Source organism: Chryseobacterium sp. JV558 (assembly GCF_033712365.1).
Lineage (GTDB): Bacteria > Bacteroidota > Bacteroidia > Flavobacteriales > Weeksellaceae > Chryseobacterium.
Window position 1 is genome coordinate 728,162 of the sequence record NZ_WJHU01000003.1, and the last position, 24,400, is coordinate 752,561.

The window sequence follows — 24,400 nt, forward strand, 5'->3', positions numbered from 1 at the left end:
TAATTTGTATTTTTGCAGGGCTTTATTAAGGCGTTTTATGATATTTAGTACAAAAAAAGAAAAGAAATATTCCTATGTAGAAGCGGGAGAAGGACATCCATTAGTGCTGTTGCACGGGTTAATGGGTGGTTTGAGTAATTTCGATAAAATGGTAGATTTTTTTTCGGAGAGAGGCTTCAAAGTATATGTTCCTCAGCTGCCGATCTATGATCTGCCGGTACTCAATACGAATCTTACCACTATCGCAAAATATATTATCAAGTTTATAGAAAGTCATATTTCAGGTCCGGTTACCATTATGGGAAACTCAATGGGAGGGCATGTAGGGCTTATCTTGACTTTAGCAAGACCAGATTTGGTGAAAAATCTTGTGCTTACAGGAAGTTCCGGATTATATGAAAGAACTTTCGGGGACAGTTTTCCAAGGAAAAATGACCGATCTTATATCAGAAAGAAAACGGAAGAAGTTTTCTATGATCCAAAGATTGCGACAGAGGATCTTGTAGATGAAGTTTTCGGGGTGGTAAATGACAGAATGAAAGGAATAAAAACAGTAATGCTGGCTAGAAGTGCCATCAAACACAATATGCTGAACGATCTTCCGAAGATTTTGACCCCTACGTGTCTGATCTGGGGAAGACAGGATAATGTAACTCCTCCGGAAGTGGCTGAGGATATGCATAAGTTTATTCCTAATTCGGATTTATTCTGGATAGACCATTGCGGCCATGCAGCCATGATGGAAAAACCGGATGAATTCAATGAAATCCTGTACAACTGGATAAAAGATAAAGTTTAATAAGTAACATTATAAAATGACCATTAAGAGCTTTTCTTAATGGTTTATTTTTCTAAAATACATTCAAAAATGATTATCAAGACAGCAGAGTTTGTAAAGAGCAGCGGAAAATGGCAGGAATGCCCTGAACCCAATATTCCTGAATATGCTTTTATAGGAAGGTCAAACGTAGGAAAGTCATCATTGATCAATGCCATGATGAATCATAAAGATTTGGCTAAAACGTCTGGGACTCCGGGAAAAACTCAGCTGATCAATCATTTTTTGGTGAATGAAAACTGGTACCTTACCGATTTACCGGGCTATGGGTATGCAAAGGTTTCAAAAGTTCAGCGAAAGGATTTTGAAAAACTGATTACGAACTATATTCTGAACAGAAGAAATCTGGTGAACCTTTTTGTTTTGGTCGATTCAAGACACAATCCGCAGAAAATTGACCTGGAATTTATCCAATGGTGCGGTGAAAGCGGAATACCATTTTCAATAGTATTTACAAAGGCTGATAAACTAAAGCCGAATGTTGCCATTAAAAATGTTGAAGATTACAAAACTGAACTTCATAAAACCTGGGAAGACCTTCCTGAATTATATCTTACCTCAGCAGAGAAGAAAGAGGGTGGAGATAAAATTCTTGATTTTATCCAAAAGACCAATGAGTTTTTGACAAATAATAATATAAGCTTCGATGAGTAATATTGTCTGGAAAATCAAATCGTTTGATGAATTTACCGTTCCGGAATTATATTCGGTACTGAAAGCCCGTATAGATGTTTTTGTTATTGAACAGAATTGTCCTTATCCTGATCTGGATAATTATGATCAGAAAGCAGTTCATATCTGGGCTGAAGAAGACGGACAGGTGCTTGCCTATTGCCGTGTTTTTGATAAAGGAATAAAATATGATGAAACTTCTTTCGGAAGAGTTCTGACTACGGAGCAGGCAAGAGGAAAAAGCCTTGGAAAACAGTTGATACAATATGCTGTAGAAATCATAGAAAACCGTTTTCATACTTCTGAAATTAAAATATCTGCGCAGGATTATCTGTTAAGATTTTACAGCGGATTCGGATTTGTAGATACGGGGAATAAATATCTTGAAGATGATATCCCGCATACGGAAATGATAAGAAAATAAATAAAAGCGAGGAAATTTAATTCTTCGCTTTTTTAATAGGTAAATATATTGAGTGTGTTTTTTTATTTCCCTGAAATCGCTTTTAAGATAATCGGTTCTAGGTTGGAGGGAAGATCAGCGGATTTGATCTGATACTTTTTAATTTTCATTTCTTTAAACCAATTTTCCCAGTATTCTTTAATAACGGCTTCTTCGAAAGGATTCCCTTTTGCCGGATTGATTCCTAAAACAATGACTTCGAGATTACTCAGATTTTCATTTGCTTTTACAAAGCCATAGCCATTTTTTTTAATAGTATCTTTAAAACCAGATGTGGTTAAGTCATTAGCTTTTATAAGCTTGGTTGTTAAATAAGAAGTTCTATATGAGCTTTCATTTTTTTCTTCAAACTTAGTATTTTGATGATACATATAACCGTCGGTCAAAATGAAAAGGATGTTTCTGCGATCATCTTTTATGCAATAATCTTTCACTTTGTTTTTGAAGAATTCCCAGATATCTGAACCTACATATTTGCCATCTTTTATTGCTGATTGATAAATTTTTAAAGGTAATTCCGAATATTTTTTGTCAACGGAATCAAAATAACTTCTTGGAATATCCTTATTGAAAGAAACTTTCAGCTCCTTTGTGAGTTCATTCATTTTCGGGTCTGAGGGCTCCGGGTTGAAGAAAACCTGCATCTGATCATCATAAGTGATAATTCTTTTTGATTTAATATGATTTAAAAATCCTTTCTCAATGGTCTTGATATATTCTGTATCCCTTTGGTAATATTCCATTGTAGGATTTGGATTGGTGTTAGGATCAATCCTGTCGGATAAATCAATCAAAATACTGACATTGATATTGTTTGAGTCAAAAACAATAGAATCCTTATTTCTTGTGATTGTTCCGTCATCTTTGCTTTTGCAACAGGAAACCAAAGAAATGATCATTAATAAATAAAGTAATTTTTTCATAATCTGTGATATTATAAAGATGATAAATACACTAAGTTTTGATTGTCGGAATTAGCACCCACAGTTTCCAGATTGGTATTGTAAGTGGCAATGCAGTCGTCAATCATCGTTTGTTTTTCTGTTCTTGATACGGCTATTTTTTCACCAATAAAAGTGACCCAGCCCTGAACATATTCCGAAGCATACAATTTGTAATCTTTGGTTGGAATAATAACTCCGTCAATAATATTTTGAAGTTCTTCGATTCTTCCTCGTGTTTTGATAATAGTTTCCTTTATTGTTGCGATACTGGCAAGAATCTCTTCAATTTCTCTTTTCAAAACACTAATCTTTTCCTGAAAGAATTCAACCCTTTTCTGTCTGATTTCCTGTTCGTTCTTGATCTTGTCTTTTTCACGGTGCTCTTTCATAACAAAATCAAAAACCAGCCCCCAAATAATATATACAATGAAACCTGCGAAAATAATTCCCCAAAACTGAATTTTGGTAAAAGCTATTTTGATATCAAATGGTGGAGACTCAAAGGTTTTATTGAGTTCATATAATTTTGATTCAATTTCGTAGGCTAAAATGCAGTCGAAAATGAATGTTACGATAAATAATAATCCCAGCTTGATATAATTGGCTCTTGTTTTATTCTCCCAAAACATATGAATCAAATAGCCCAGCCCGAGAAATACAAACGGAATCAGGGTAACAAAAGCTCCTTCAATAACACCCTCGTTCCAGGCTTTGCTGAAAGCCTGAGCATCCAAAACACTTTGAATCACCGTACTTTTTGCATCAAAACTTTTAAAGAAAGCAGAATATGATGTTGAGATATAAAATGTTCCTAAATATAAAGTGATAGGAAACAAAAGGAAAAGCCCGATCCAGAATTTTGCAGAAGCTCCTCTTGTTGCTTTTACATTGTGCTTTTCCGGGTTTCTGGGAAGGTCAAGAATTTCGGCTTTTAAATTTTCAATTGTATGTTGATGGTTTTCTACTTCTGCATTTTTATTTTTTAATTGTTCTTCTTTGGTTTCCTGTGAAACAATTAATGCTTTAATCTCTGTTTCCCTGTTTTTTTGTTCGTTAACGTAAGATTCTTTAAGCTTTTGCTGTTTTTCTACCATTTCTTTTTCTTCGTTTTGAAATTTCGAATAGACGGCATCCAGACATATGGACAGAGTAGAGTGGTTTCCACTGGTTCGCGAGCTGTCTCTGTAACCGGACTCGTGATAGGTTCTTTTTCTGCTTTCTTCTAAAGATTCATCGGTTGCATCGATTTCATTTTTGGGTAGCTGTTCCTGTTGGGGTTCTATCGGAACAGATTTTAGTTTAAATAAATTTTTTATACTGATGGTATCCATGATGAGTTAGTTTTTTAATTCATATAAAATTTCGCTTTTATTCTTTCCAATTTTTACGGCTTCAATGAGATAATCTACAATTGCAGTTGCGTTTTCTTCCAAAAAGCCAAACATCAAAACGTATTTTTGCATCGCAGAATATTCGTTTGGGGAAACAATTCCATCTGCCCAGATCATGACGGTGAGATCATACAGATAATCAACTTTTTCTTCTATAGTTTTCGGAATCAATGATTTTAAATTGATAGGATTTAAAAGAATTTCGTCTAAATTTTTTGATGAAATCCCTCTTTCTTCCGCACATTTATAGAGCATTTTTAATTCTAATGCGCTGAAATCATCATCACAGATGGCCATTTGATACAACCGTAAAAAATGAGCTTTGAGATTTTCAGTTATTTGATTGTTTTCCATAATGGTTATTCTTCTTTTGGTATTTTTGGATTAATGATTCTGTCTCTTGAAACAGTTCTTTGGTGGATGGGAGCAGATTGTTCTATGGTTTCTTCAGTAATTTCTTCTTCCTTTTTTTGTTCTTTTCTTTCTACGAAATTGATCAGCAGAAATAAAATTCCTGTAATGACATCAATCGGTATCCAAACGCTTTTCCGATATAAATAAAAAGGAAAAATGGGATTGAAAAGAATGAGAATGATTAGAAATAGTATACTGAAATAATGTTGTCTAGAGCTTAAAGTATTGTATAAAACCAATAAAGCTCCAATGGAAATAAGAATTCTGAGAAAAGTATAATATTCTATAGGAAGTTTGAAAATACCAGCGAAACAACATACCGCACAGAAGGTGAGAAATGGTTTCATAATGTTTGTTTAAAATCCTGTTTTGAGATTATATTTATAATTAAAACGGCTTTCAGACATAAAAATAAAGACGAAGAAGTCGACAAATGCTATTAATGCAGGAATGAAGGTCCAGCAAAAGATTAGATACAGTATTCCCATAACATTTTGGCCTAAGTAAAATCTGTGAATGCCTAATCCTCCAAGGAAAAATGCAAGTAGAGTGGTGGTAGATTTTGATTTCATAATTTAGACTCTAGATAAGATTTCGTTCTTTTTTACTTCAAATTCCTCAGGAGAAATTATTCCACTTTCTTTTAGACCTTTTAGTTTCTGCAACAGTGCAAAAGGATCTTCACTCTCAATCATTAGTGGCTCTTTTTCCTGATAAAATTGTTGTGGTTGTGTAATAATTGGGGTTGCATTATTCACAGTAACACCTCCTGCAGAGGCTCTCAATGTTTCAAGATTTTTTTCTCGTCTGAGCCCCCGCATTTTTTCTTCCACTTCCTGTGCAAACTGATACAGCTTTCTGGCTTGTTTTTTAGGGAGATAATCCATCATATTGGTAAGACTGTTTGTTGTTCTCATGATAAATGTAGCACCCACAATTCCTTCCTTGATATGGCAATCAGCTATATCAACCCAGTTGTAATCTTGAAAATCCATTGATAAACCGAAGGTTTTCGGCCTGCAGAAAATGATTCTTCTATTGGTTAGGGCAATACAATCTGGTGATAAATTGATTACAGGTTTCTTCTGAACAGCTATATATTCTACAACTTCTTGTGAGGTAAGAAGACTGTTGATTCTTCCTAAAAGCTTTTCAACAGCTTGAGGATCTTGTTCTTCATTTAAAAATTTCTTTAAGTTCATATTATTTTGTTTTTGATTATTTTATGTCTTTATTGAATATATATCCTTTTTTCCCACTTGATTTAACTTGTACTTTGTACCATGAGCCTTCTGTTGCCAGCTTTATCAATTTGGTATCTCTCGGTACCGCTGCTAATATTTTAGACTTAAATGTGGGCTTTTCATAAATATTGATGCTTTCGGGTCCTGCAATGTATCTGTTATTAGAATTAAGGTTTACATTTACGTCATCAATAAATACTTTTGGTGGTTTACTGGATTTTGCTTTTGAGGATTTATAAGAATCAGAAGGATTGTGTTTTTCAGACTTATTTTTTTTACTGGATCTCCCTGATGATGAACTCTTTCCGGAAGAGCCTCCTCCACAAACTCCACACGTTCCACCACCACTGCAATGTCCGCATCTTGAGCAATTGGAGCATGCAGTGCAATAGGCAGACCCCGTGCATCTTCCGCCGTGTCCTACATTGTCATTGGCTTTAAAACAAGAATTTAAAAGAAATAGGCTGAATATCAGTATTATGAAAAATATTAAAGTTCTCATGGTTATTTATTTTTTAGGTATAGTTTTCCAATGTCAGATGAAGCTGATTTCTGTAATTGTAGATTTCATCAAGAGTATTCAATAAAATCTTTTCTCCTGCTTCTTTTCCGTTGTGGAAAGTCTCCAGATATTTGTTGGTTGTATTAAAATGCAATCTGCAAAGTGGCTTTCTGTTGTTATCATCTAATAAAATCCCGAAATAGGAAAGAGTATCTCTGTAAGCAATTCTTGAAGATGGAATTTTCTCCCTTAGAATGGCTTTTACAATTTGAAAACCTTCGAGCTCTTCCTCTGTAGTTACAATTTTAGAATCATTATTTTCATCAATGGGTTGTGATGTTTTTACTTCATCTTCCCTTTTTTCAATTTGTTCATTAATGCTCAATGCAGACTTTAACCGGAAGCTGATGGATTCATTAATAGAAGTCGTTAAAGCTTTTTTAGCATATTCTTTGAAAGAAACCATTCTGTTTGCTGTTAAGGGTTTTTCAAAGAAACGATTCACCAGAAGTTTTACCAGTTCGTCAGACGGGTTTTCGATTTCTTTTTCGAATTCTTTTCTGATGGCTTTGATATACTTTAATGCTTCTGCAGAATCAAGAATACTTTCCAGGTTATAATCTTTCTTTGTGAAACTTTCCAGAATTTTAATAGAACTGTCTTTTAGATCCTCAATATTAATGGTGAAGAACGGTTTTTCATCCATAATATTCGGTTTTTCAAGATCCGTATAAAAGTTATACACAATCCCATTGGTCAAAACTCCGAATCTCGTTTTAGAAACATGATAATACCTGTGAAGCTGCGAATTGTGAGCATCGGCACTTTCTTTCCAGTGTTTACATTCAATAATGAAGATGGGGTCATCATTATTTTTGATCACATAATCCACTTTTTCTCCTTTCTTAGTTCCAATATCACAAACGTGCTCTGGTACTACTTCAGTAGGATTGAAAATATCATAACCAAGGATTTGTATGAAAGGCATTACAAAGGCATTTTTTGTAGCTTCTTCTGTTCCTATCTTGTCTTTAAGACCAATTACTTTCTGATACAGCTGCTCAAGTTTAATTTTAAGATCCATAGTTTTTAGTTTTTTAACGTTTCATCAACGATTTCTGCTGCCGGAGCATTTGATTTTACGGAAGCAATACCGTTTTCCATTCCAGATTTGGAACTGTACATTTGACTGTTTCCAATAATTTCACCATTTCTTGCTTTTAAAACGAAATAATCTTTTCCGTTTTTTGCAACTCTTCTGTCGTATCTTGAAAGATCCTGTGAATTAACTTTTACGGATTCTATTCCTTTTTGACAAGATGCTTTCTGAACATATCCTTCGCTGGTTAAAATAATTTCGCCATTTCCGGCTTTAAGATTAAACTGATATTCTTTGTTAACTCTTTGAGTGATTATGAATTTTCCCATGATTAGCTTTTCTTATTTAACTTGTATGACATGCATTTGAACAATAGTAACACCCGTTGATATTGTTTCTTTGAATTGGAAATTGTCTTTTCGCTTCATTTACTGCTTCCTGACAAGTATAAAAACTGCCTAAATAAATTCTATTTTCAGAAGATGGTAAAAATCGGCATGAGCTTTCATGCACTTCATAGTCTCCATTTGACTGCTGATTCTTATTAAGGTAATATTCCTTTTTCATAATAAAAATTGTTTATTGTTTAACAGTCCAAAAATATGAGCATTAAATTTTGGTCCGTTACGGGTTTCCGTAAAATGGTCAAAAAATAAAAAAACCTTTCAAAAAATTTGAAAGGCTGTAAGGTGAAATGAATTATGTTTTATATGATCCCGATGTCCTTGCAGAAGGCTACCAGCTGCTCATTGCTGTTTATTTGAAGGTCTTCTTTCAGGCTATTTAATCTTTTTTCCACACTGCTAAGGCTGGCTGGCTTAATGTTTCTTTCTTCTAGATGTATAGGAATATTTTTCTGTAAGATTCCTTTGGAAAGAAGGGAGACGAGGGTGATGTCAAATGTAGAAAACTCATAGCTGTTGAACTTTTTCATATCTTCCTTCAGATCAAAAGATAAATAATTTTCCCCGATGTATACAGCTGCAATAGATTTTTTCAAATCTTTTGAATCGTTTCTTGCTTTACGAACGAAACCATTAATTTGGTAATCTGAGAAAAGATTTTCTATGACTCCCGTTTTATGTTCGGCCGAGAATACTATGATCTTCAAATCAGGCTGTATCTCCTTTGCTTTTCTGATGAGGTCTTTTCCATCTTTAAGTTTCTGCTCGTGATGATCATCTTCATAATACAAATCTGTAATCAAGAGGTCATAAGAATACTCTTCCCGTAATGCTTTCTGAATTTTTCCTATAGCATCATCACAGTAATATACATAATCTACCGTTGGTATATTCAGTTCTTCAAGGGTTTTCTGAACGGAAATGTTGATGCTTTCATGATCTTCGGCAATTAAAATTTTTTTGAACATGGTTATACGGTTTAATTTTAAAAATAGGTTAAGACCTCAAAAGTATATTCATTTATTTTTTCATCATTACGGTTTCACGTAAAGCGTAAGAAAAAATGACCTTTTCAGCAGAGATCATCAGATCAGGCCAATATCTTTGCAGATCACAATCATCTCAATATTGTTTTTTGCACCGAGACTATCCCTAAGTTCATTCAATCTTTTTTCAATAGATCTGATGCCATAAGGTGTCATTCGATGTTCTTTCAGATAGGTACTTATTTCACTTTGTTTGAGTCCTTTGGCAAGCATCTCAAGTAATTTCATATCATACATGTTAAACTCAGAAGAAACATGGCGCATCGTATTCAGAACTTCTTGTGGAATGACGATTTCTCCATTAAAAATTCTTCGTATTGCACTTTTCAGGTCTTTTCCATCATGCCTTGCCTTGCTTACAAATCCGTTAATTTGATATAACTTGTAAAGATCATCAATTGCTTTAGCTTTCTTTTCTACTGAAAATACCACTACTTTTAATCCGGGCTGAACTTTTTTTGCTTCAAAGATAAGCTCCTGTCCGGAACGAAGCTTCTGGGAAATATGGTCTTTGTCAAACGACAGATCAGCGATAAGCAATTCATAAGGACGCTCTATTTCCAAAGCTTTTTTGATTCTGCCTAAAGCTTCATCACAATATGTTACATATTCAAAATCAGGGATGTTTAATTCTTTTATTGTATTCAGGATTCCCTGGTTCATTATTTCCTGATCTTCGACGATTAAAACTTTTTTGAACATGGTTTTATGTTTAGGAGATAGGGAAAGAAAGATTTACTTTCAGCCCTTTTTCAATTTTCGTGTCAAAAGTAATCGTTCCGTTAATTGCCTCAATGCGGGATGCCGTATTGCGTAACCCATTTTTATATACAAGATCACCGGAAATTCCTATCCCATTGTCTTTGTATTGAATTTCAACCATATTGTTTATTTTTTCAAACTTCACGGCCACATGGCTGGCATGGCTGTGTTTTTTCATATTCACCATCAGTTCGCGAAGCATTTGGTAAACTTCCTCTTTTACTGTAGCAGAAATGGATTCCCAAATTTCAGGACTGTTTCCAGCTGTAAAGGTTTTTACCGTTTCATTATTAAAAGAAGCAATAAGTTCTGAAATTACTTTACTGAATTCTTTTTCTTCACCAATTTTATCATAGGATATATCCCTGGATTTTTCATACACAAATTCCAGTTCGTCTAGCGCTTTATTCCGGTCGAAATCTTCCTGGTTTTCAATCTTTGTCATCACCTGGTAAATCCCATTGGCAACTACATCATGAACCTTTTTAGACATTTTAAGCTGGGTGTTTTTAACTTCGATTTCTTTTTCTTGTTTTAATTTTAATTGTCTTCTTCTGTAACCAATTATAATAAATATGATTGCAACAATTAATATCACTACTCCAATCAAAAGTTTTAGAATATTATTATCCTTTTCTACATTTTCTCTTTTTAGTTTTTCAGAATCATATCTTTCTAAAGCAAATTGACTTTTAGACTTATTTCTGGCTGTTTCTAAACTATCCTTCAAATTTTGATATTGTCTGAAAGTTGTTTTTATATTTTCAGGTTTTTCTAATTGTATTATTTTTTGGAGGGCTTCTAATTTATCATCAGGGCTATTGTTAACTGAAGCGGTCTGGAACATTTTTTTTGCATAAAAAAGAGCTTTTGTTGGATCGCGATTCTCAAAGTATTCAGTTAAGTGAGAAAAACTGGCATTTAGTCCATCGGTATCTTTTATGCTTTCTCGTATATGTAGGGCTTTGTTCAGTTCATATTCGGCATTATATTTAGAATTTTGTTGAAATTTTGCAAAGGCAAGGTTATCATAAACTTTAGAGAAAATGACAGAGCCTTTATCGATATTAGAAGAGGATAAAATTTTGTTGTAAATATTAATTGCCTTATCGTAATCTCTCAAATATACAAATGAAACGGCCTTATTATTAAGAAGAGTGAATCGTTCAATAGGATTTTGAGCATATAGTGCAGCCTGGGTGTAAAATTCTGCAGCTCTTTTATAATCTTTTAATTTTTGGCAAGAAACACCAAGGTTATTGTAATTGGAAACAAGTTCTACCGAATCCTTTTTTGTATCTAAAAATTTAATAGCTGATAAAGCTGTTTCTTGCGCTCCATAGAAATCTCCTGCTTCACATTGGATTACTCCCATAAATACTAAACAATTTCCAGTATAAGAAGGATATCCTTTTTGAATAAAATCATCTTTTGCCTTATTTAAATATTTAAATGCACTGTCTTTTTTTGATGCCTCTAAATAATCATAACCCTTATCGTAATTTATTCGATCGGTTACTGATGGTTTTTTTCTTGAGCAAGAAAATAGAAGGAATAATATTAATAGAAAAGTTATATGAGTTTTCAATGGTTTTTTTTCAAATTTAATAAAAAAAGCGAAAGATAATTCTTTCGCTTTCTTTGTTATTTTCTTGGAGGTATGATTTGTCCTGTTTCACCTCCTGTATCGCTTCCCCCACTTTCCCCTGTAGATCCTCCTGGATCTGAAGCACCACTTTGAGGTTGAACGGTTTCAGTAGTTGGGTTATTATCATTTGCTGTTGTTGCATTTGCTGTATTGTTTGAGAATGCTAAACCTAATAGCATTAAAATAAATTGGATCATTTTTCAAAAAATTTATTGTTAAAGCATTCGTATTCTTCCCTGCGAAGCAGATCGCAGATAGTGTTATACGGTTAAAAAAAATTGAAGCGCTTCTAAATTTTTTGGGAAGTGAACCTTCAAAAACGGAGGAGAAACATCTGCTTCCCAACCCGGAGTTTTCCTCCGTTTTATCTGGTGATTTTTGAAATCAGGATTTTGATTTTCTTTTTATTTTTTGTCCCTGATTTCTTTTACAAATATCCGATAGTGCGTTGTCTTATGTAAGACAGCGAGTGGACAAGCAAAACCTTGTAAAATGCTGTTTTTTACGGGAAACCGCAATTATAATGTCTAAAATGTGTCTAATTTGGACAGCATATTAATCCATTATGGAAATTGTATGTTTGAGAAAAGAAAATTGCTCATAAAAGCAGCATATAAAACCGCAAAAAAAGAACTTGGAATTGAAACAGACAGTTATAGTACTGTATTTGATTTTTTAAGTCAGAAACTAGAGGAGAAATTTGAGTCTTCCAAAGATGGAAGAACTTTTGTGAGATATTATAAGAGATTGATAAATGAAAATGAAGACTATCCTATTGACGCTATTACTTTAGACCAATTAAGTTGGTATGTGGGCTATGATAATTTTCAAGATTTTTCTGAGAATTATATAATTAGAAGAGATCATGGAGAGACTCAGATAGAAATGAGAATTGGAAATGATGAAGATTCTTTGTCAGAAAGGCTTTCTAGAATAATTATAAACATTACGAACACACCTGTTTTTAATGTTCCGCAGATGGCAAAAAACGGAATGGGAATAGGTGTGATTGTCTTAGTTTTATTTGCAAGTTTAAATGGTGGTTTAAAAATGCCTGGGAAAGATAATCAATGTATGTATTGGGACGGAGATGAATATAAACTAACATCTTGTGATGATAAAAATCCCAAGCATCAGTTATTACCAGCTGATACTGTCAAACTAAAATATTTTAAGAGAATTACCAGACCAGATACCTTGACAGTAGAAAACGGATTAGGTAATTCATGGTATACAAAATATGATAATGCGGTAGAGTTTTTTACAATGGATGGAATAAACCCTGGTAATGGTAAAAGTTTGAGAGATGCAACGAGACATATGATCTTAACTTATGGTAAAGGAGAATGATCTTCCTTCACAATTATTTAAAATTCAATTAAAACAATTCTCTGCTCGTTGCCTTATTTTCGTCTTTATTTTTAAGATGAATAGACAGATATTCTCCATTTTACTTTTTATAAGTACTCTTTTTTCGGCGCAAAAGCCTGTACAGATTGCTTTTCTGTCTGATGTACATTTTCAGGATTTGTATGGAAGTTTTTCGGATAATGATTTTAAAGGAATTATGAACTCTAAAACGGGAAAATCCACGATCCTGAGAACGATGGATTCTCAGTTGCATTCCACAAGAATTTTCAATGAGAACTATTTTGCATTTCTTAAAGCGCTAGATGATATTGCGGCCAAAGGAATTAAAATTGTAGCTATGCCCGGTGATTTTTCTGATGATGGGCAGGCTTATAACCTTCGCGGGCTTCATACAATTTTAGAACAGTATCACCAGAAATATGGGATTAATTTTTACCTGACAACAGGAAACCACGATCCAGTTGGACCATTCAGAAACGATGGAGGGAAGGATGATTTTCTTGGGAAGAATGGAAAGCCGCTTGGAATTTACAGTAAGGAGAATATTGGAAAATCAACGGATAAAGTTATTACAAAAGATATTGCTGAATCCGGGTATCTTGAAATTTTGAATGAATTAAAAGATTTTGGTTTCTATCCTAAAAAAGAAGACTTGTACTGGAGTACCCCTTTTGATCACGACTCATTTAAAGATTATTCTTATGAAAAAGGGTTGAGGCTGGCAGACTATTCCAAAAGAATGTATGAAGTAGCCAAAGGTTTTTCTGTTCCGGATTTAAGTTATGTTGTTGAGCCCGTGAAGGATGTCTGGATGATTGCTATTGATGGCAATACCTATGTTCCGAAAAATATCAGCGAAAACCCTGAGAATGCATCTAATTATAAAGGAGCAAGCATTGGTTATAATAATGTACTGACCAACAAACAGCATTTGATACAATGGGTAAGGAAGGTTGCTGATGAAGCAAAGAAAAACAACAAAACTCTGATTGCATTTACCCATTATCCGATGATTGATTTCAATGATGGGGCAACCAACGAAATTAAAAACCTGTTGGGAGAAAAAAAGTGGCAGTTGGAACGTGTTCCGCAGGAAGAAGTCGCAGAGATGTTTGCTGAAGCAGGTTTGCAGATTCATTTTGCAGGACATATGCACATCAATGATACAGGAATCAGAAAAATGGGTGAGCATGTTTTGGTAAATGTTCAGGTTCCGTCATTGGCGGCTTATCTACCCGCTTATAAAATTTTGACCATAGAATCTCCCGATAGGATGGAGGTCCAAACCGAAGTTGTAAATAATGTTCCCAGATTTGATGAGCTGTTTCCTTTGTACGAAAAAGAATATGAAGCTTTACAGCATGATACAGCCAAAATACTTTGGAATAAAGACATTTTAAAAACAAAATCCTACCATGATTTTATGCTTTTTCATTTAAAAGAATTGGTTCGGCTGAGAATGATTCCCGATGACTGGCCAGTAGATTTTATTGATAAAACTAAAAATTTAAATGGAGAAGATCTCCTGCTGCTTATTCAAAATAAAGATCAGCTCAAAGAAAAAAGAATAAGGCCCGAATCCTTTAAAAAATGGTCTTTTGATGACTTGCTGTTGGATTTATATAAATTTCAATCTGCAGATGAGCTGGCGAAAAGAGATATTCCAAAAGAAAGACTGGAGCAATATCAAATATTGGAGAAACTATATCAGGAAAATGATCCGAAAGACAACTTGTTTATTAAGCAGTTGCAATCAGTTTTTAAAATACTTTCATTACTCTCTCATGGAGATCCGGCAGATCATTTTGAAATAGATTTGAAAAAGAAGGAAATAATAAAGTTATAATACTTCATAACCCTCCATTTGGATTCAATGAGATATTTGTGGCATTTGTGAAAAGAATTAGTGTTTAAACAAAAGAAAGGTTGTCCATAGACAGCCTCCTCAATTATAAATCTAACAGCAAAACAGGACTACTTTCCTGTCAAAGGATTCTTTCTTTCATAAGTATTGTTGTCAAAACTTACCTTATAGTTGGATTTGAATAATTTGCTGGGATAATAATAATCCGTTGTAATGATCTGCGCTCCAGTTTCTTTTGCCTTTTCAAATCTTGAATAATCCTCGCTTCTTGCTTCCATTGTATCTGCATCAGCTCTGGTACGGATGATGTATCCTTTTTTTACCAGGTCTTTGATCATTGTATCATCTTTCTTCGGTTCATTCATGAACAGAACAGCCGATTCAGGAGTTCCCGGTGCAGAATTTGTGAAAATCATCCTGCCTTTCAATGAAGGATGATCTTTGGCGTACAGATCTCTGTTTTCTCCGTTATTATCCATTACAAAAAGGAATTTTCCCTTTACGTCTTTTACTTTCGGCCAGTTTTTATTTAAAACAGCTTCGTTCAGCGTTTTATAAGATCCTCTGATATCATCAGGGGTAATAATTTTCTCTTTTCCGAGGTACTTTTTCAGTTCATTATCCAGATCATCAAAAAGTGGGCTTGTATAATGCTCAGGTTCGGTTCCGAATTGATTGGCCTTTCCATCTTTAGGTTCGAGCGTTATAAAAACAGGATCGTGATCAGGATGTTTGTCAGACCATTTTTTCAAATCCTTCAGACATTCTTCTAGGGTATAATACCATGTCTGATAATCAATATCTGTAATGTGAATCATTTTGTAACCCGGTTTTTTCATTTTTCCTTCAGGATCAAAAGATTCGTTGGTCTTTACAAGATCAAGAATTTTGGGATGGGCATATTTTCCTCCTTTACTGTCTGCGTATACATCAATTTCCAGATTTCTAAGCCCAAGATCCAGCTGTTCAGGAATAGGAATGTGTTCATATTGAATCTTCGGTAAAGAGTTCTGAGTGTCTTTTTGTGACAAATAACTGTACACTTCAGGCAGAATGGCTTTCTTATAAGAATTGTGAGAACCTATTACCTGAATTTCATTGATCTTTAGCTCATCAAGTTGCTGAGATTGTGACCAAAATAGGTTGAAGGAAGATAAACAAATGCCAAGAAAAACCGCCTTTTTCATTTCGATACATTTTACATGCAAAATTAAGGAGTCTTTGTTGGGGATGATTTATATATTATGTTAAGTAATTTTTAAAAATTTGTGAATGTTGAAAAAATAGAGGTATATAAATATTTGATATATAGTAAGTTTATAATATCTCAATTTGAGATATTTATATTTTGTTGACTTTAAGATAATATTATGTTAAAATAGATTTGTGGTAGATCCTTTTACTTTGTATGCCGAAATAAAAACTAACCGTTGCCTGAAAAGAAAACCACTGTTGCGGGAACAACAGCGGCTTTTTGATAAGCAATGTAACGTCTTGCAATTACTTTACTTATTGATATGTACCACAAAATTAATTTTTTTAAGTTTAAAAAGCTAATCCCGATTGCATTAATTTTTTTGGTGGCCCACCAAGCTGATGCTAAAGGATTTACTTCAAACTATCCTGTGTTTTCGCAGGTAAACGAAACCATTTCCGGAAATGTAACGGATCAGAATGGTTCTTCAATAGAAGGCGCAAAAGTCACTGTTGTAGAAACCGGAGATACTGTTTCTACCGATGCATTGGGGAACTTTTCAATTTCGGCCAATATCGGGCAGACCTTATCCATTTCTTATGACGGATATGGAGAACAGATGGTGAAGATCTCCAGTACTTCGGTTTCCGTAAAATTAGAATCCAAAAAAGGTTCAACTTCTATTGAAGAGGTAACTCTGGTAGGATACGGTTCTCAGAAAAAATCTGATTTAACGGGAGCGGTAAGCCAGCTGAAAGCCGAAAATTTTAAAGAAGGAATGAATATTTCCGTTGATAATCTGATGCAGGGAAAAATCGCCGGTGTTCGTATTGTTCAGTCGAGCGGAGAACCCGGTGCCGGAGTGAATGTTTCCATCAGAGGTATCGGCTCCATCCGAAGCGGAAGTACACCTTTATTTGTTGTAGACGGCATTCCTCTGAATAATGATCCTGTAAGTGCACAAAGCCCGAATATAGGACTTGGGAATACAACCGCAAAGAATCCGCTTAACTTTTTGAATACAAGTGACATCGAATCCATCACTGTTTTGAAAGATGCTTCTGCTGCGGCCATTTATGGGGCGAGAGGTTCAAATGGGGTAGTTTTAGTAACAACAAAAAGAGGGAAGAAGGGAGAGCCGATGTTTACGTATGATACGTATCTGGGCTTTTCTTCAGTGATTAAAAAATTAGACTTAATGACTGCGGATCAATATAGAGCTGCAGGCATAGATAAATCTTATGACCATGGCGGAAATACAGACTGGCAGGACGAAATCTATAGGAATGCCGTTTCATCCAATCATTCTGTTTCATTCTCAAAAGCTACGGAAACAGGGAATTATTTTGCATCTCTTTCTCATATGGATCAGGATGGTATTGTTCTGAACAGCAGTTTTAAAAGAACAACCGCCCGTTTGAATGCTGAAGAATCTTTCTTTGATAACAAGAGATTAAAGGTTAAGTTAAATCTTACTGCTAGTGATATCAGAGAAACAGGAATTCCAAATGGAGGAAATGCCGGGTCTGACGGGCAGCTTATTATCCATGCTTTAATGGCGAATCCTACGCGTTCTGTCTATGATCAAAACGGAAATTATACCAATTTCAATATGAATGCTCACTACAATCCATTGTATTTATTGAGTGTTTACGAAGATAAAACGAATACTTTCAGAGTATTAGGAAATACTGAGGCAACGCTGAGAATTTTACCAGGATTGAATTATAAATTTAATTTAGGGGTTGACAGAAGTTTATCGGAAAGAAATACAACCATGTTCCCGAACATTACAGACAGAAGCCCGAAAGGAATCTATTCACAGGCCAATCTGGATTCTTATAATATTCTTTTGGAGCATTATTTAACCTATGATCTTAGTTTAAAAAGGCATAATTTCAGCGTATTAGGAGGTTTTTCTTATCAAAAGTTTAAAGCTACTGCCACTTATCTGGGTGTAAGAAACTTTGTTAATCAGGGAGCGGGGATTTCGCCGGAAATTAACCCTGGATATTCTGGAGATGTGTTTATTCCACAGCCGGGAACTTCCCAGGAAAATGAACTGCAGTCTTATTTCGGAAGGGTAAATTATAATTTTGATAAAAAATATTTCTTAACAGCTTCATTAAGAGCTGATGGTTCTACCCGTTTTGGAGATAACAATAAATATGGGTATTTCCCATCAGTTGCTGCAGGCTGGACTATTTCAAAAGAAAATTTTCTGAAAGATGTTTCATTTATCAATGAGTTGAAATTAAGAGGAAGCTGGGGAGAAACCGGAAATCAGGAAGTTCTCAACAAAATTACAAAAGCAAGTTATCTGTTATCACAAAGTGCAGGATATTATTTATATGATAACTTAAATCTGATCAATGGAGTTCAGGTGGTGAGAACACCCAATCCTAATCTGAAGTGGGAAATTGTAGCACAAACGAATGTTGGTTTGGATTTCAGCCTATTCAGTAATAAATTATACGGTTCATTGGAATATTATAACAAGACAACCAAAAACCCAATATTGTTTATTCCTTCCACTCCGTTAAGTCCTACAGATTTTGTCTGGCTGAATGCTGACGGAAAGATCGTTAATAAAGGTTTTGAATTCTCTTTAGGTTCAGAAATTATTAAAAACGAAAACTTTACATGGAATCTTGATATCAATGGAGCTACAGTAAATAATGTGGTGAAAGATCTTCCGGTCTCAGGAATTAATTCCGGTGAAGTTTCAGGTCCAGGACTTTCAGGCGTTACCGCAAATATCTACAGAAACGGATATGAAGCAGGATCTTTCTACATGTACAATTACTTAGGAATTGATGCCAACGGAAAATATATATATGAAGATCTGAACGGAGATGGAAAGATTGATCCGAATGACAGAAAGATTTTCGAAGGTGCTATTCCTAACTTCACTTTCGGGATCAATTCTTATATGAAATACAAGAAGCTTGATTTTGCATTCTCTTTCATTGGTCAAACGGGAGGGTACTTAGTAAATAACACTGCGTTGGATTTGAATATCAATAATTTAGCGTCAGACAGAAACGTATTGAAGAAATATTATGATTCAGGGGCAAGCTTTGCCAATCAGCCGCAGTTATCTTCTTTATATCTTGAAAAATCAGACTTTATTCGCTTAAGCAACGTAAGATTAGGATATACTTTTGACATGAATCAATTGAAATTTTTGAAGAGTATCAATCTGTATGTAAGTGCACAGAATCTATTGACCATTACCAGCTATTCAGGTTATGATCCCCTTGTTGACACCAACAAGCAGGTGCAGGGAAATCAGTCGTTAGGAATTGATTACACGACTTATCCGTCTGCAAAAACTTTCATTTTGGGAGCTACTATTAAATTTTAATTTAAGTTAAAAGAAATCATGAAATCTAAATTTTTAAATCTAAATAAAATCGTTTTGTCCATCGCGGTGATATCTTTAGTGGGATGTACGAATCTGGATGAAAAAGTAATTGATGAGGTAATGGGAACTGAAAATGCAGACCCTGAAGCTTCTCTTGCTGCTGCTTACGGACAACTTGGCGACGGAACTTTTGTAGACCATGGAAGTGTGTTTGCGTTACAGGAATATTCTACTGATGAAGCCCTATTACCAACCAGAGGAAGTGACTGGGGAGATGGTGGAAAATGGAGAGCTATGCACGAATTTACCTGGGACGCCAATAATGATGTGGTAAAAACTACCTGGAATCAGTTGAACTCAGGAATTACGAAATCCATATTTGCTATAGGAAGTATCAACAAGAGTAACATTAATAATAAGACTTTATTTTTGGCAGAAGCAAAAGGGTTATTGGCGTTTTATACGTATACAACAATTGATTTGTATGGGCAGGCTCCTTACAGAGATCCTGATAACTTAAACGCTCCCATTCAGATCAGAAAGGCGGAATCTACCATTGATGCTTTAATTACTGAAGTGGAAGGTCTTATCCCAAACTTAGCAGATATTAAAACCCAGAATACCCACGCAGGAAGGTTTACAAAACAGGCAGCGTATGCATTATTGGCTGATATGTATCTAAACAGAGCTGTTTTAAAGAACAAGACAGCAGGTACTTTTAACTTTAAGGAACAGGCTTTAAGTGGAGGAGGGAATGATATGGATATGGTGATCAAGTATTCTGATATGTTGATTAATGGAGGCTTTTTTAGCTTAGAATCAAATTACTTCCACAATTTTGATATCAACAATGATACAAGTAAGGAAATGATCTTTACTATTGTTCAGAAGAAGAATTCAAATAGAAATGCGGACAATGATCTGGCCTATATGTCTATGGAAAGAATTCAAAAGCCGTCGCCTGATAACAGAGGAACCAATGCTTCTTGCGTTACACCGGAATTCTATTATTCATGGAACGGAAATCATGATGATCCTCGTTTTCAGAGAACCTATCAGTATGAAGACGGAACATGGTTCAGAAATGATGGAACGGATGTAAGTGTACCTTCAACAAGTAAAGTGGAAGGAACAGGAAAACCATGGTTTCATTTCAACAGAGGCTTACAGGTTGGTCAGCAATATGGACCTAAAATTCTTGCCAATGGTAACTTTGACCTGACTGCGGATGGAAGAATTAAGGTCTATAAATTATTCACCGAAAAAAACACGACGCTTGCCGCAGATTTTACTCCGGAACTTAATTTTGACAATCCTTCAGAAGCGGTATTTACACAGGCTCAGATCAACAGAGGGGTAAGAAACTTCAAATTTGAGTTTGATCCCGGTTACGGAAACAACGGAACAAGCGGAATGGATGTTCCATTATACAGACTTGGAACGATCTATATGATGAGAGCAGAAGCTTTTTTCAGAAACGGAAACGTATCTGGAGCGTTGGCTGATGTTAACAGATTAAGAACAAGCAGAACGAATGATGCTTTAAAGAACAATGCTCCAGGAGTTGCGCTTGCTTCTCTGGATGCTAATACGCTTTTTAAAGAATCAGGATACGAATTGTATTGGGAAATGTACAGAAGAAAGGCGATGATCAGGTTTGAAAAATTTGATCTGCCGGGAACTGCCAAAGCAGCCACTCAGCCTTACAGAAGAATTTTCCCGATTCCTCAGGCAACTCTTGATGCCTCAAAAGATTTTAGTCAAAACCCTGGATATTAGTTTTTTCATATAACAATTATTTTTGCGTAAACAAGAAGCGAAGAGATTTCCTCTTCGCTTCTGTTATTTTATATCGGTTTGTAGCCATTCATTTGATATCAATAGGAACGGACTTTAGTCCGTTTAGCCGTTTAATAAAATGTTTACAATCAATCCGGCTTTAGCCAAAATTTAAAAATTGGTCAATTTTATTCTGCATTCAGCATTCCCATTTCTCCATAGTATTTTTTAAACTTCTGGATTTTTGGACCTACAACAGCGCTGCAGTAGGGTTGAGTAGGATTGTCATTGTAATACCCCTGATGATATTGTTCTGCAGCCCAGAATTTATCGAATTGAGTCAGTTCCGTTACATAAGTTCCTGCCCATCTTCCCGATTCCTGAGATACTTTGATAGCTTCTTCAGCCTTTGCTTTTTCAGCGTTATCTTTATAGTAAATCACAGAACGGTATTGGGTTCCGATATCATTTCCTTGTCTGTTGAGTTGAGTAGGATCATGAAGGAAGAAAAATACATCCATCAGCTGCTCGTAAGAAATAATAGAAGAATCGTAAGTGATCTGTACCACTTCTGCATGTCCTGTTTCTCCTGTACAAACTTCCTGATATGTCGGATTATCTTTATGTCCTCCGGAATATCCTGAAATAGCAGATTTTACTCCTTTAAGCATATTGAAGCAACTTTCCACACACCAGAAACATCCACCACCAAAAGTAATTTGCTCTAAATTATTGTTATCCATTCTAAGGTTGATTATTTTATTTAAAAAATTCTTTTTCCATTCTGTATATTGAGAAAAAAGACAATCAAAAGTATGAAAAACTTTTTCATTTGAACATGATTTTAGCCTCATAAACTCAAATTACAATGATAGATGCTGCAAATGATTTTAAACACTGTTACGAACTAAATATTAAAGGTAAATGACGGAGATAATAGTAAAGCAGTTAGTATTAGCAATGTCATGCTGAGCAGAGTTGAAGCATTTCAATTATGCTGAAATTTAAACACGAATAACACGAATATTTTCACAAATAAGCACAAGAAAATGCAATCCAATCATCTGTGCAATCTGTGAACAAAAAAAGCACCCTAAAAAAGGATGCTTTGTATAATTTAAATAGCTTTCAGTTATTTTTCCCAAACTAAAGCACTTGCTCCAAGGATGGCAGCATCTGCTTCGTCAAGTTCACTGAATACCAGTTTTACTTTATTTCTAAAGATCGGAAGAAGGTTTCTTTCCATATGAAGTTTAGCCGGCTTTAAAATAAAATCTCCTGCTTTGATTACTCCACCAAATAAAAGAATTGCTTCCGGGGAAGAGAACATAACAAAATTTGCGATGGCTTCTCCCAGTTTCTGACCTGTGTATCTGAAAACCTCAATAGCAATTGGGTCTTCTTTCATGGCACATTCATATACCGTTTTAGAATTGATCTCGTCTTCAGGATACTGGTTCAGCATAGATTCTGGGAATTCAGCTCTCATTTTCTTGGCTGTAATGGTAATTCCGGTAGCAGAAGCATAGGCTTCCAGACTTCCCTCAGAACCTGTACTCCAGTGTTTTCTACCGCCTGGTTTTACAATCGTGTGTCCCAATTCTCCTGCAAATCCATCATGTCCGTAGATTAAGTTTCCGTTGGCAATGATTCCGCTGCCTACTCCTGTTCCCAGGGTAATCATGATAAAATCTTTCATTCCTCTGGCTGCTCCAAAAAGCATCTCGCCTAAAGCTGCTGCATTCGCATCATTGGTCACTGTACAAGGAAGACCGAATTTTGCTGTCATCAGCTCGGCAAAAGGAATTACCCCTTTCCATGGAAGGTTGGGAGCTAGTTCTATGGTTCCTTTATAGTAGTTTGCATTGGGAGCTCCTACTCCGATTCCGTCAAAGTGTGCTTCAGTACCATATTTTTCCATCATTGGACGAACACTTTCATATAAAGCATCGATGAAATCTTCAACTTTATCATAAGCATCAGTTCTCAGGTTTCCTTTATCCAGAACTTCTCCACGGTGGTTTACGATTCCGAACTTAGTATTGGTTCCGCCGATGTCAACTCCAAGGGCAACTTGTTTTGATAAATCTATTAATGACATTTCTATTATTAAATTCTAGGGGCTAAAATTATAAAAAAGATTGTATTAATGGATTATTAACTGGGTTTTATTTAATATGTTAAGCTGTTTTTAACGGTTTTTTCTTTTTTCTTCCCCACCAGATCATAAATCCGGTAACCGGAAGAGAGGCACAGATAAGACTTACAATAAAAGCAATGATCTTGGTAGGAAGTCCTAAAATAGCTCCTACGTGGATATCATAATTAGCGCTCACCGCCTTTTCTCCAAAGTTTTTGTCCTTCGGATCATGAGTATGTAGCAATTCTCCTGAATTTTCATCAAAGATTAAACTGCTGCTTTTATGGTAAGAATAAGAAAGATGTTTCACATACACCTCAAAGTTGGGATGCTCGTGGTCATCCATATGTGGGTGTCCTAAATCTATAGCAAAACCATAGGAATCCGGATATTTTGTCTGTACAGTATTGATAATTTTATCCAGTGTTCCCTCTGTTCTCAGCTCAATAGGAGCTTTTGTCTTGATATGGGAAAAGTCCGGGTACTTTGTTTCTCCTCCTGAAAATAGTACATAGATCATCGCCTGAACGACAAAAAATGCATAGAAAAGTCCTGTAATGGAGAAGATCAAAGCAAAAATGGATGCATAAAACCCTAATACATTGTGTAGGTCATAGTTCTTTCTTTTCCAGCTTTTAATATTTTTCCATTTGAAGGCAAAACGCTGTTTTCTTGCTGCTTTATTCTTAGGCCACCATAGAATAATCCCTGAGATCAGCATGATGATAAAAATGATTACCGGAATTCCTACGACATATGTTCCCCAATCCTGTTTCAGGAGGTAGCTCCAGTGGATCATTTTTACAATATTGAAGAATCCGTTTTTTTCATCATAAACTCTCAGTACTTTCCCGGTGTACGGGTTTACATAAGCCTGTTTATAGATCGGAAATTCATCAAAATAATTCCAGGCATCCGTATTATGCTCATACCAGAAGAACATATAGGACATCTTTTTGTCAATAGGAACATTGACCCAGTGGATAGGATATTTTTCCTTGACCTGTTCTGCAACAGCTTTTTCCATTACTCTGATAGGAAGCACCTGTTTCTGTTCAATATTTTGCTCATGGTGGTACATGACATCTTTTCGGGTAAAGTTTTCCACTTCATCCTTAAAAACATACAATGCTCCGGTAATAGAGATAATAAAGATCAGAAAACCTATTCCCAGTCCGAACCAAAGGTGAAGCTTGGCAGACCATTTTTTAAAGAATCCCGGTTTCTTTTTTTGATGATGATTTTTCTTCATATACA

At 35.1% G+C, this 24,400-nt stretch carries 24 protein-coding genes; 7 read left to right on the forward strand and 17 right to left on the reverse strand.

The features are described 5' to 3' along the window. Positions 1-37: 37 nt before the first annotated feature. The 3 genes from GFU89_RS14305 to GFU89_RS14315 all read left to right on the forward strand — a co-directional run bounded on the left by GFU89_RS14305 (position 38) and on the right by GFU89_RS14315 (position 1,934). On the forward strand, positions 38-799 hold the full coding sequence (locus tag GFU89_RS14305; protein ID WP_318847767.1) for an alpha/beta hydrolase: 762 nt from the start codon (positions 38-40) through the stop codon (positions 797-799). Between the two features lie 69 nt (positions 800-868). Next, positions 869-1,492: a ribosome biogenesis GTP-binding protein YihA/YsxC gene (yihA, locus tag GFU89_RS14310; protein ID WP_318847768.1), complete on the forward strand. Its 624-nt coding sequence runs from the start codon at positions 869-871 to the stop codon at positions 1,490-1,492. Beyond that, complete coding sequence (locus GFU89_RS14315; RefSeq protein WP_318847769.1) at positions 1,485-1,934, forward strand: GNAT family N-acetyltransferase; 450 nt, start codon at positions 1,485-1,487, stop codon at positions 1,932-1,934. The genes yihA and GFU89_RS14315 overlap by 8 nt, the downstream gene beginning before the upstream one ends. Positions 1,935-1,996: 62 nt before the next feature. Here the strand turns inward: GFU89_RS14315 and GFU89_RS14320 are convergent, their stop codons facing one another. The 13 genes from GFU89_RS14320 to GFU89_RS14380 all read right to left on the reverse strand — a co-directional run bounded on the left by GFU89_RS14320 (position 1,997) and on the right by GFU89_RS14380 (position 11,624). Beyond that, positions 1,997-2,896 carry a hypothetical protein gene (locus GFU89_RS14320; RefSeq protein WP_318847770.1) on the reverse strand — a complete coding sequence of 300 codons (900 nt, stop codon included), beginning with the start codon at positions 2,894-2,896 and terminating at the stop codon, positions 1,997-1,999. 11 nt (positions 2,897-2,907) lie between these two features. Further along, on the reverse strand, positions 2,908-4,248 hold the full coding sequence (locus GFU89_RS14325) for a beta-carotene 15,15'-monooxygenase (protein WP_318847771.1): 1,341 nt from the start codon (positions 4,246-4,248) through the stop codon (positions 2,908-2,910). 6 nt (positions 4,249-4,254) lie between these two features. Continuing rightward, complete coding sequence (locus tag GFU89_RS14330; RefSeq protein ID WP_318847772.1) at positions 4,255-4,662, reverse strand: hypothetical protein; 408 nt, start codon at positions 4,660-4,662, stop codon at positions 4,255-4,257. Positions 4,663-4,667: 5 nt separating this feature from the next. Next, the gene (locus GFU89_RS14335) at positions 4,668-5,069 is read right to left on the reverse strand and encodes a DUF6804 family protein (protein WP_318847773.1); all 402 of its coding nucleotides are present in this window, start codon (positions 5,067-5,069) and stop codon (positions 4,668-4,670) included. Positions 5,070-5,078: 9 nt separating this feature from the next. Further along, on the reverse strand, positions 5,079-5,294 hold the full coding sequence (locus GFU89_RS14340) for a TM2 domain-containing protein (protein ID WP_318847774.1): 216 nt from the start codon (positions 5,292-5,294) through the stop codon (positions 5,079-5,081). Positions 5,295-5,297: 3 nt separating this feature from the next. Then, on the reverse strand, positions 5,298-5,924 hold the full coding sequence (locus GFU89_RS14345; protein ID WP_318847775.1) for a PH domain-containing protein: 627 nt from the start codon (positions 5,922-5,924) through the stop codon (positions 5,298-5,300). Positions 5,925-5,940: 16 nt separating this feature from the next. Beyond that, entirely contained in the window at positions 5,941-6,468 is a 528-nt protein-coding gene (locus GFU89_RS14350; protein WP_318847776.1) for an SH3 domain-containing protein, read from the reverse strand. 13 nt (positions 6,469-6,481) lie between these two features. After that, positions 6,482-7,552: a type I restriction endonuclease gene (locus GFU89_RS14355; protein WP_318847777.1), complete on the reverse strand. Its 1,071-nt coding sequence runs from the start codon at positions 7,550-7,552 to the stop codon at positions 6,482-6,484. A 5-nt stretch (positions 7,553-7,557) separates the two neighbouring features. After that, complete coding sequence (locus tag GFU89_RS14360) at positions 7,558-7,896, reverse strand: YegP family protein (protein WP_318847778.1); 339 nt, start codon at positions 7,894-7,896, stop codon at positions 7,558-7,560. 377 nt (positions 7,897-8,273) lie between these two features. Beyond that, positions 8,274-8,939 (reverse strand): response regulator, encoded by a 666-nt coding sequence (locus tag GFU89_RS14365; protein WP_318847779.1) that lies wholly within the window; start codon positions 8,937-8,939, stop codon positions 8,274-8,276. A 117-nt stretch (positions 8,940-9,056) separates the two neighbouring features. Beyond that, positions 9,057-9,719, reverse strand: a complete 663-nt coding sequence (locus GFU89_RS14370) for a DUF5932 domain-containing protein (protein ID WP_318847780.1) — start codon at positions 9,717-9,719, stop codon at positions 9,057-9,059. Between the two features lie 10 nt (positions 9,720-9,729). Further along, a complete protein-coding gene (locus tag GFU89_RS14375; protein ID WP_318847781.1) occupies positions 9,730-11,367 on the reverse strand; it encodes an ATP-binding protein in 1,638 nt (545 codons plus the stop codon). 56 nt (positions 11,368-11,423) lie between these two features. Continuing rightward, complete coding sequence (locus GFU89_RS14380; protein WP_318847782.1) at positions 11,424-11,624, reverse strand: hypothetical protein; 201 nt, start codon at positions 11,622-11,624, stop codon at positions 11,424-11,426. 346 nt (positions 11,625-11,970) lie between these two features. Here GFU89_RS14380 and GFU89_RS14385 point away from each other — a divergent pair, with 346 nt between their 5' ends. Beyond that, on the forward strand, positions 11,971-12,777 hold the full coding sequence (locus GFU89_RS14385; RefSeq protein WP_318847783.1) for a hypothetical protein: 807 nt from the start codon (positions 11,971-11,973) through the stop codon (positions 12,775-12,777). Positions 12,778-12,853: 76 nt separating this feature from the next. After that, the gene (locus GFU89_RS14390; protein WP_318847784.1) at positions 12,854-14,644 is read left to right on the forward strand and encodes a metallophosphoesterase family protein; all 1,791 of its coding nucleotides are present in this window, start codon (positions 12,854-12,856) and stop codon (positions 14,642-14,644) included. A gap of 128 nt (positions 14,645-14,772) precedes the next feature. Here GFU89_RS14390 and GFU89_RS14395 read toward each other — a convergent pair whose 3' ends face one another. After that, positions 14,773-15,849, reverse strand: a complete 1,077-nt coding sequence (locus GFU89_RS14395) for a phosphatidylinositol-specific phospholipase C1-like protein (RefSeq protein WP_318847785.1) — start codon at positions 15,847-15,849, stop codon at positions 14,773-14,775. Positions 15,850-16,179: 330 nt separating this feature from the next. Between GFU89_RS14395 and GFU89_RS14400 the strand changes: the two genes are divergently transcribed. Both GFU89_RS14400 and GFU89_RS14405 read left to right on the forward strand, forming a co-directional pair. Then, on the forward strand, positions 16,180-19,224 hold the full coding sequence (locus tag GFU89_RS14400) for a SusC/RagA family TonB-linked outer membrane protein (RefSeq protein WP_318847786.1): 3,045 nt from the start codon (positions 16,180-16,182) through the stop codon (positions 19,222-19,224). 18 nt (positions 19,225-19,242) lie between these two features. Further along, complete coding sequence (locus tag GFU89_RS14405; RefSeq protein WP_318847787.1) at positions 19,243-21,003, forward strand: RagB/SusD family nutrient uptake outer membrane protein; 1,761 nt, start codon at positions 19,243-19,245, stop codon at positions 21,001-21,003. A 188-nt stretch (positions 21,004-21,191) separates the two neighbouring features. Here GFU89_RS14405 and msrA read toward each other — a convergent pair whose 3' ends face one another. The 3 genes from msrA to GFU89_RS14420 all read right to left on the reverse strand — a co-directional run bounded on the left by msrA (position 21,192) and on the right by GFU89_RS14420 (position 24,395). Next, positions 21,192-21,746 carry a peptide-methionine (S)-S-oxide reductase MsrA gene (gene msrA, locus GFU89_RS14410; protein WP_318847788.1) on the reverse strand — a complete coding sequence of 185 codons (555 nt, stop codon included), beginning with the start codon at positions 21,744-21,746 and terminating at the stop codon, positions 21,192-21,194. A gap of 389 nt (positions 21,747-22,135) precedes the next feature. Further along, complete coding sequence (locus tag GFU89_RS14415; protein WP_318847789.1) at positions 22,136-23,104, reverse strand: ROK family protein; 969 nt, start codon at positions 23,102-23,104, stop codon at positions 22,136-22,138. Positions 23,105-23,183: 79 nt separating this feature from the next. Continuing rightward, positions 23,184-24,395 (reverse strand): PepSY-associated TM helix domain-containing protein, encoded by a 1,212-nt coding sequence (locus GFU89_RS14420; RefSeq protein ID WP_318847790.1) that lies wholly within the window; start codon positions 24,393-24,395, stop codon positions 23,184-23,186. Positions 24,396-24,400 lie beyond the last annotated feature (5 nt).

Coding starts and splice junctions, on each gene's coding strand:
- GFU89_RS14330 (WP_318847772.1), bottom strand. CDS start 4,662: ATGGAAAACAATCAAATAACTGAAAATCTCAAAGCTCATTTTTTACGG.
- GFU89_RS14420 (WP_318847790.1), bottom strand. CDS start 24,395: ATGAAGAAAAATCATCATCAAAAAAAGAAACCGGGATTCTTTAAAAAA.
- GFU89_RS14350 (WP_318847776.1), bottom strand. CDS start 6,468: ATGAGAACTTTAATATTTTTCATAATACTGATATTCAGCCTATTTCTT.
- GFU89_RS14360 (WP_318847778.1), bottom strand. CDS start 7,896: ATGGGAAAATTCATAATCACTCAAAGAGTTAACAAAGAATATCAGTTT.
- GFU89_RS14325 (WP_318847771.1), bottom strand. CDS start 4,248: ATGGATACCATCAGTATAAAAAATTTATTTAAACTAAAATCTGTTCCG.
- GFU89_RS14395 (WP_318847785.1), bottom strand. CDS start 15,849: ATGAAAAAGGCGGTTTTTCTTGGCATTTGTTTATCTTCCTTCAACCTA.
- GFU89_RS14365 (WP_318847779.1), bottom strand. CDS start 8,939: ATGTTCAAAAAAATTTTAATTGCCGAAGATCATGAAAGCATCAACATT.
- GFU89_RS14400 (WP_318847786.1), top strand. CDS start 16,180: ATGTACCACAAAATTAATTTTTTTAAGTTTAAAAAGCTAATCCCGATT.
- GFU89_RS14335 (WP_318847773.1), bottom strand. CDS start 5,069: ATGAAACCATTTCTCACCTTCTGTGCGGTATGTTGTTTCGCTGGTATT.
- GFU89_RS14315 (WP_318847769.1), top strand. CDS start 1,485: ATGAGTAATATTGTCTGGAAAATCAAATCGTTTGATGAATTTACCGTT.
- yihA (WP_318847768.1), top strand. CDS start 869: ATGATTATCAAGACAGCAGAGTTTGTAAAGAGCAGCGGAAAATGGCAG.
- GFU89_RS14340 (WP_318847774.1), bottom strand. CDS start 5,294: ATGAAATCAAAATCTACCACCACTCTACTTGCATTTTTCCTTGGAGGA.
- GFU89_RS14405 (WP_318847787.1), top strand. CDS start 19,243: ATGAAATCTAAATTTTTAAATCTAAATAAAATCGTTTTGTCCATCGCG.
- GFU89_RS14415 (WP_318847789.1), bottom strand. CDS start 23,104: ATGTCATTAATAGATTTATCAAAACAAGTTGCCCTTGGAGTTGACATC.
- GFU89_RS14390 (WP_318847784.1), top strand. CDS start 12,854: ATGAATAGACAGATATTCTCCATTTTACTTTTTATAAGTACTCTTTTT.
- GFU89_RS14305 (WP_318847767.1), top strand. CDS start 38: ATGATATTTAGTACAAAAAAAGAAAAGAAATATTCCTATGTAGAAGCG.
- GFU89_RS14355 (WP_318847777.1), bottom strand. CDS start 7,552: ATGGATCTTAAAATTAAACTTGAGCAGCTGTATCAGAAAGTAATTGGT.
- GFU89_RS14380 (WP_318847782.1), bottom strand. CDS start 11,624: ATGATCCAATTTATTTTAATGCTATTAGGTTTAGCATTCTCAAACAAT.
- GFU89_RS14320 (WP_318847770.1), bottom strand. CDS start 2,896: ATGAAAAAATTACTTTATTTATTAATGATCATTTCTTTGGTTTCCTGT.
- GFU89_RS14370 (WP_318847780.1), bottom strand. CDS start 9,719: ATGTTCAAAAAAGTTTTAATCGTCGAAGATCAGGAAATAATGAACCAG.
- GFU89_RS14345 (WP_318847775.1), bottom strand. CDS start 5,924: ATGAACTTAAAGAAATTTTTAAATGAAGAACAAGATCCTCAAGCTGTT.
- msrA (WP_318847788.1), bottom strand. CDS start 21,746: ATGGATAACAATAATTTAGAGCAAATTACTTTTGGTGGTGGATGTTTC.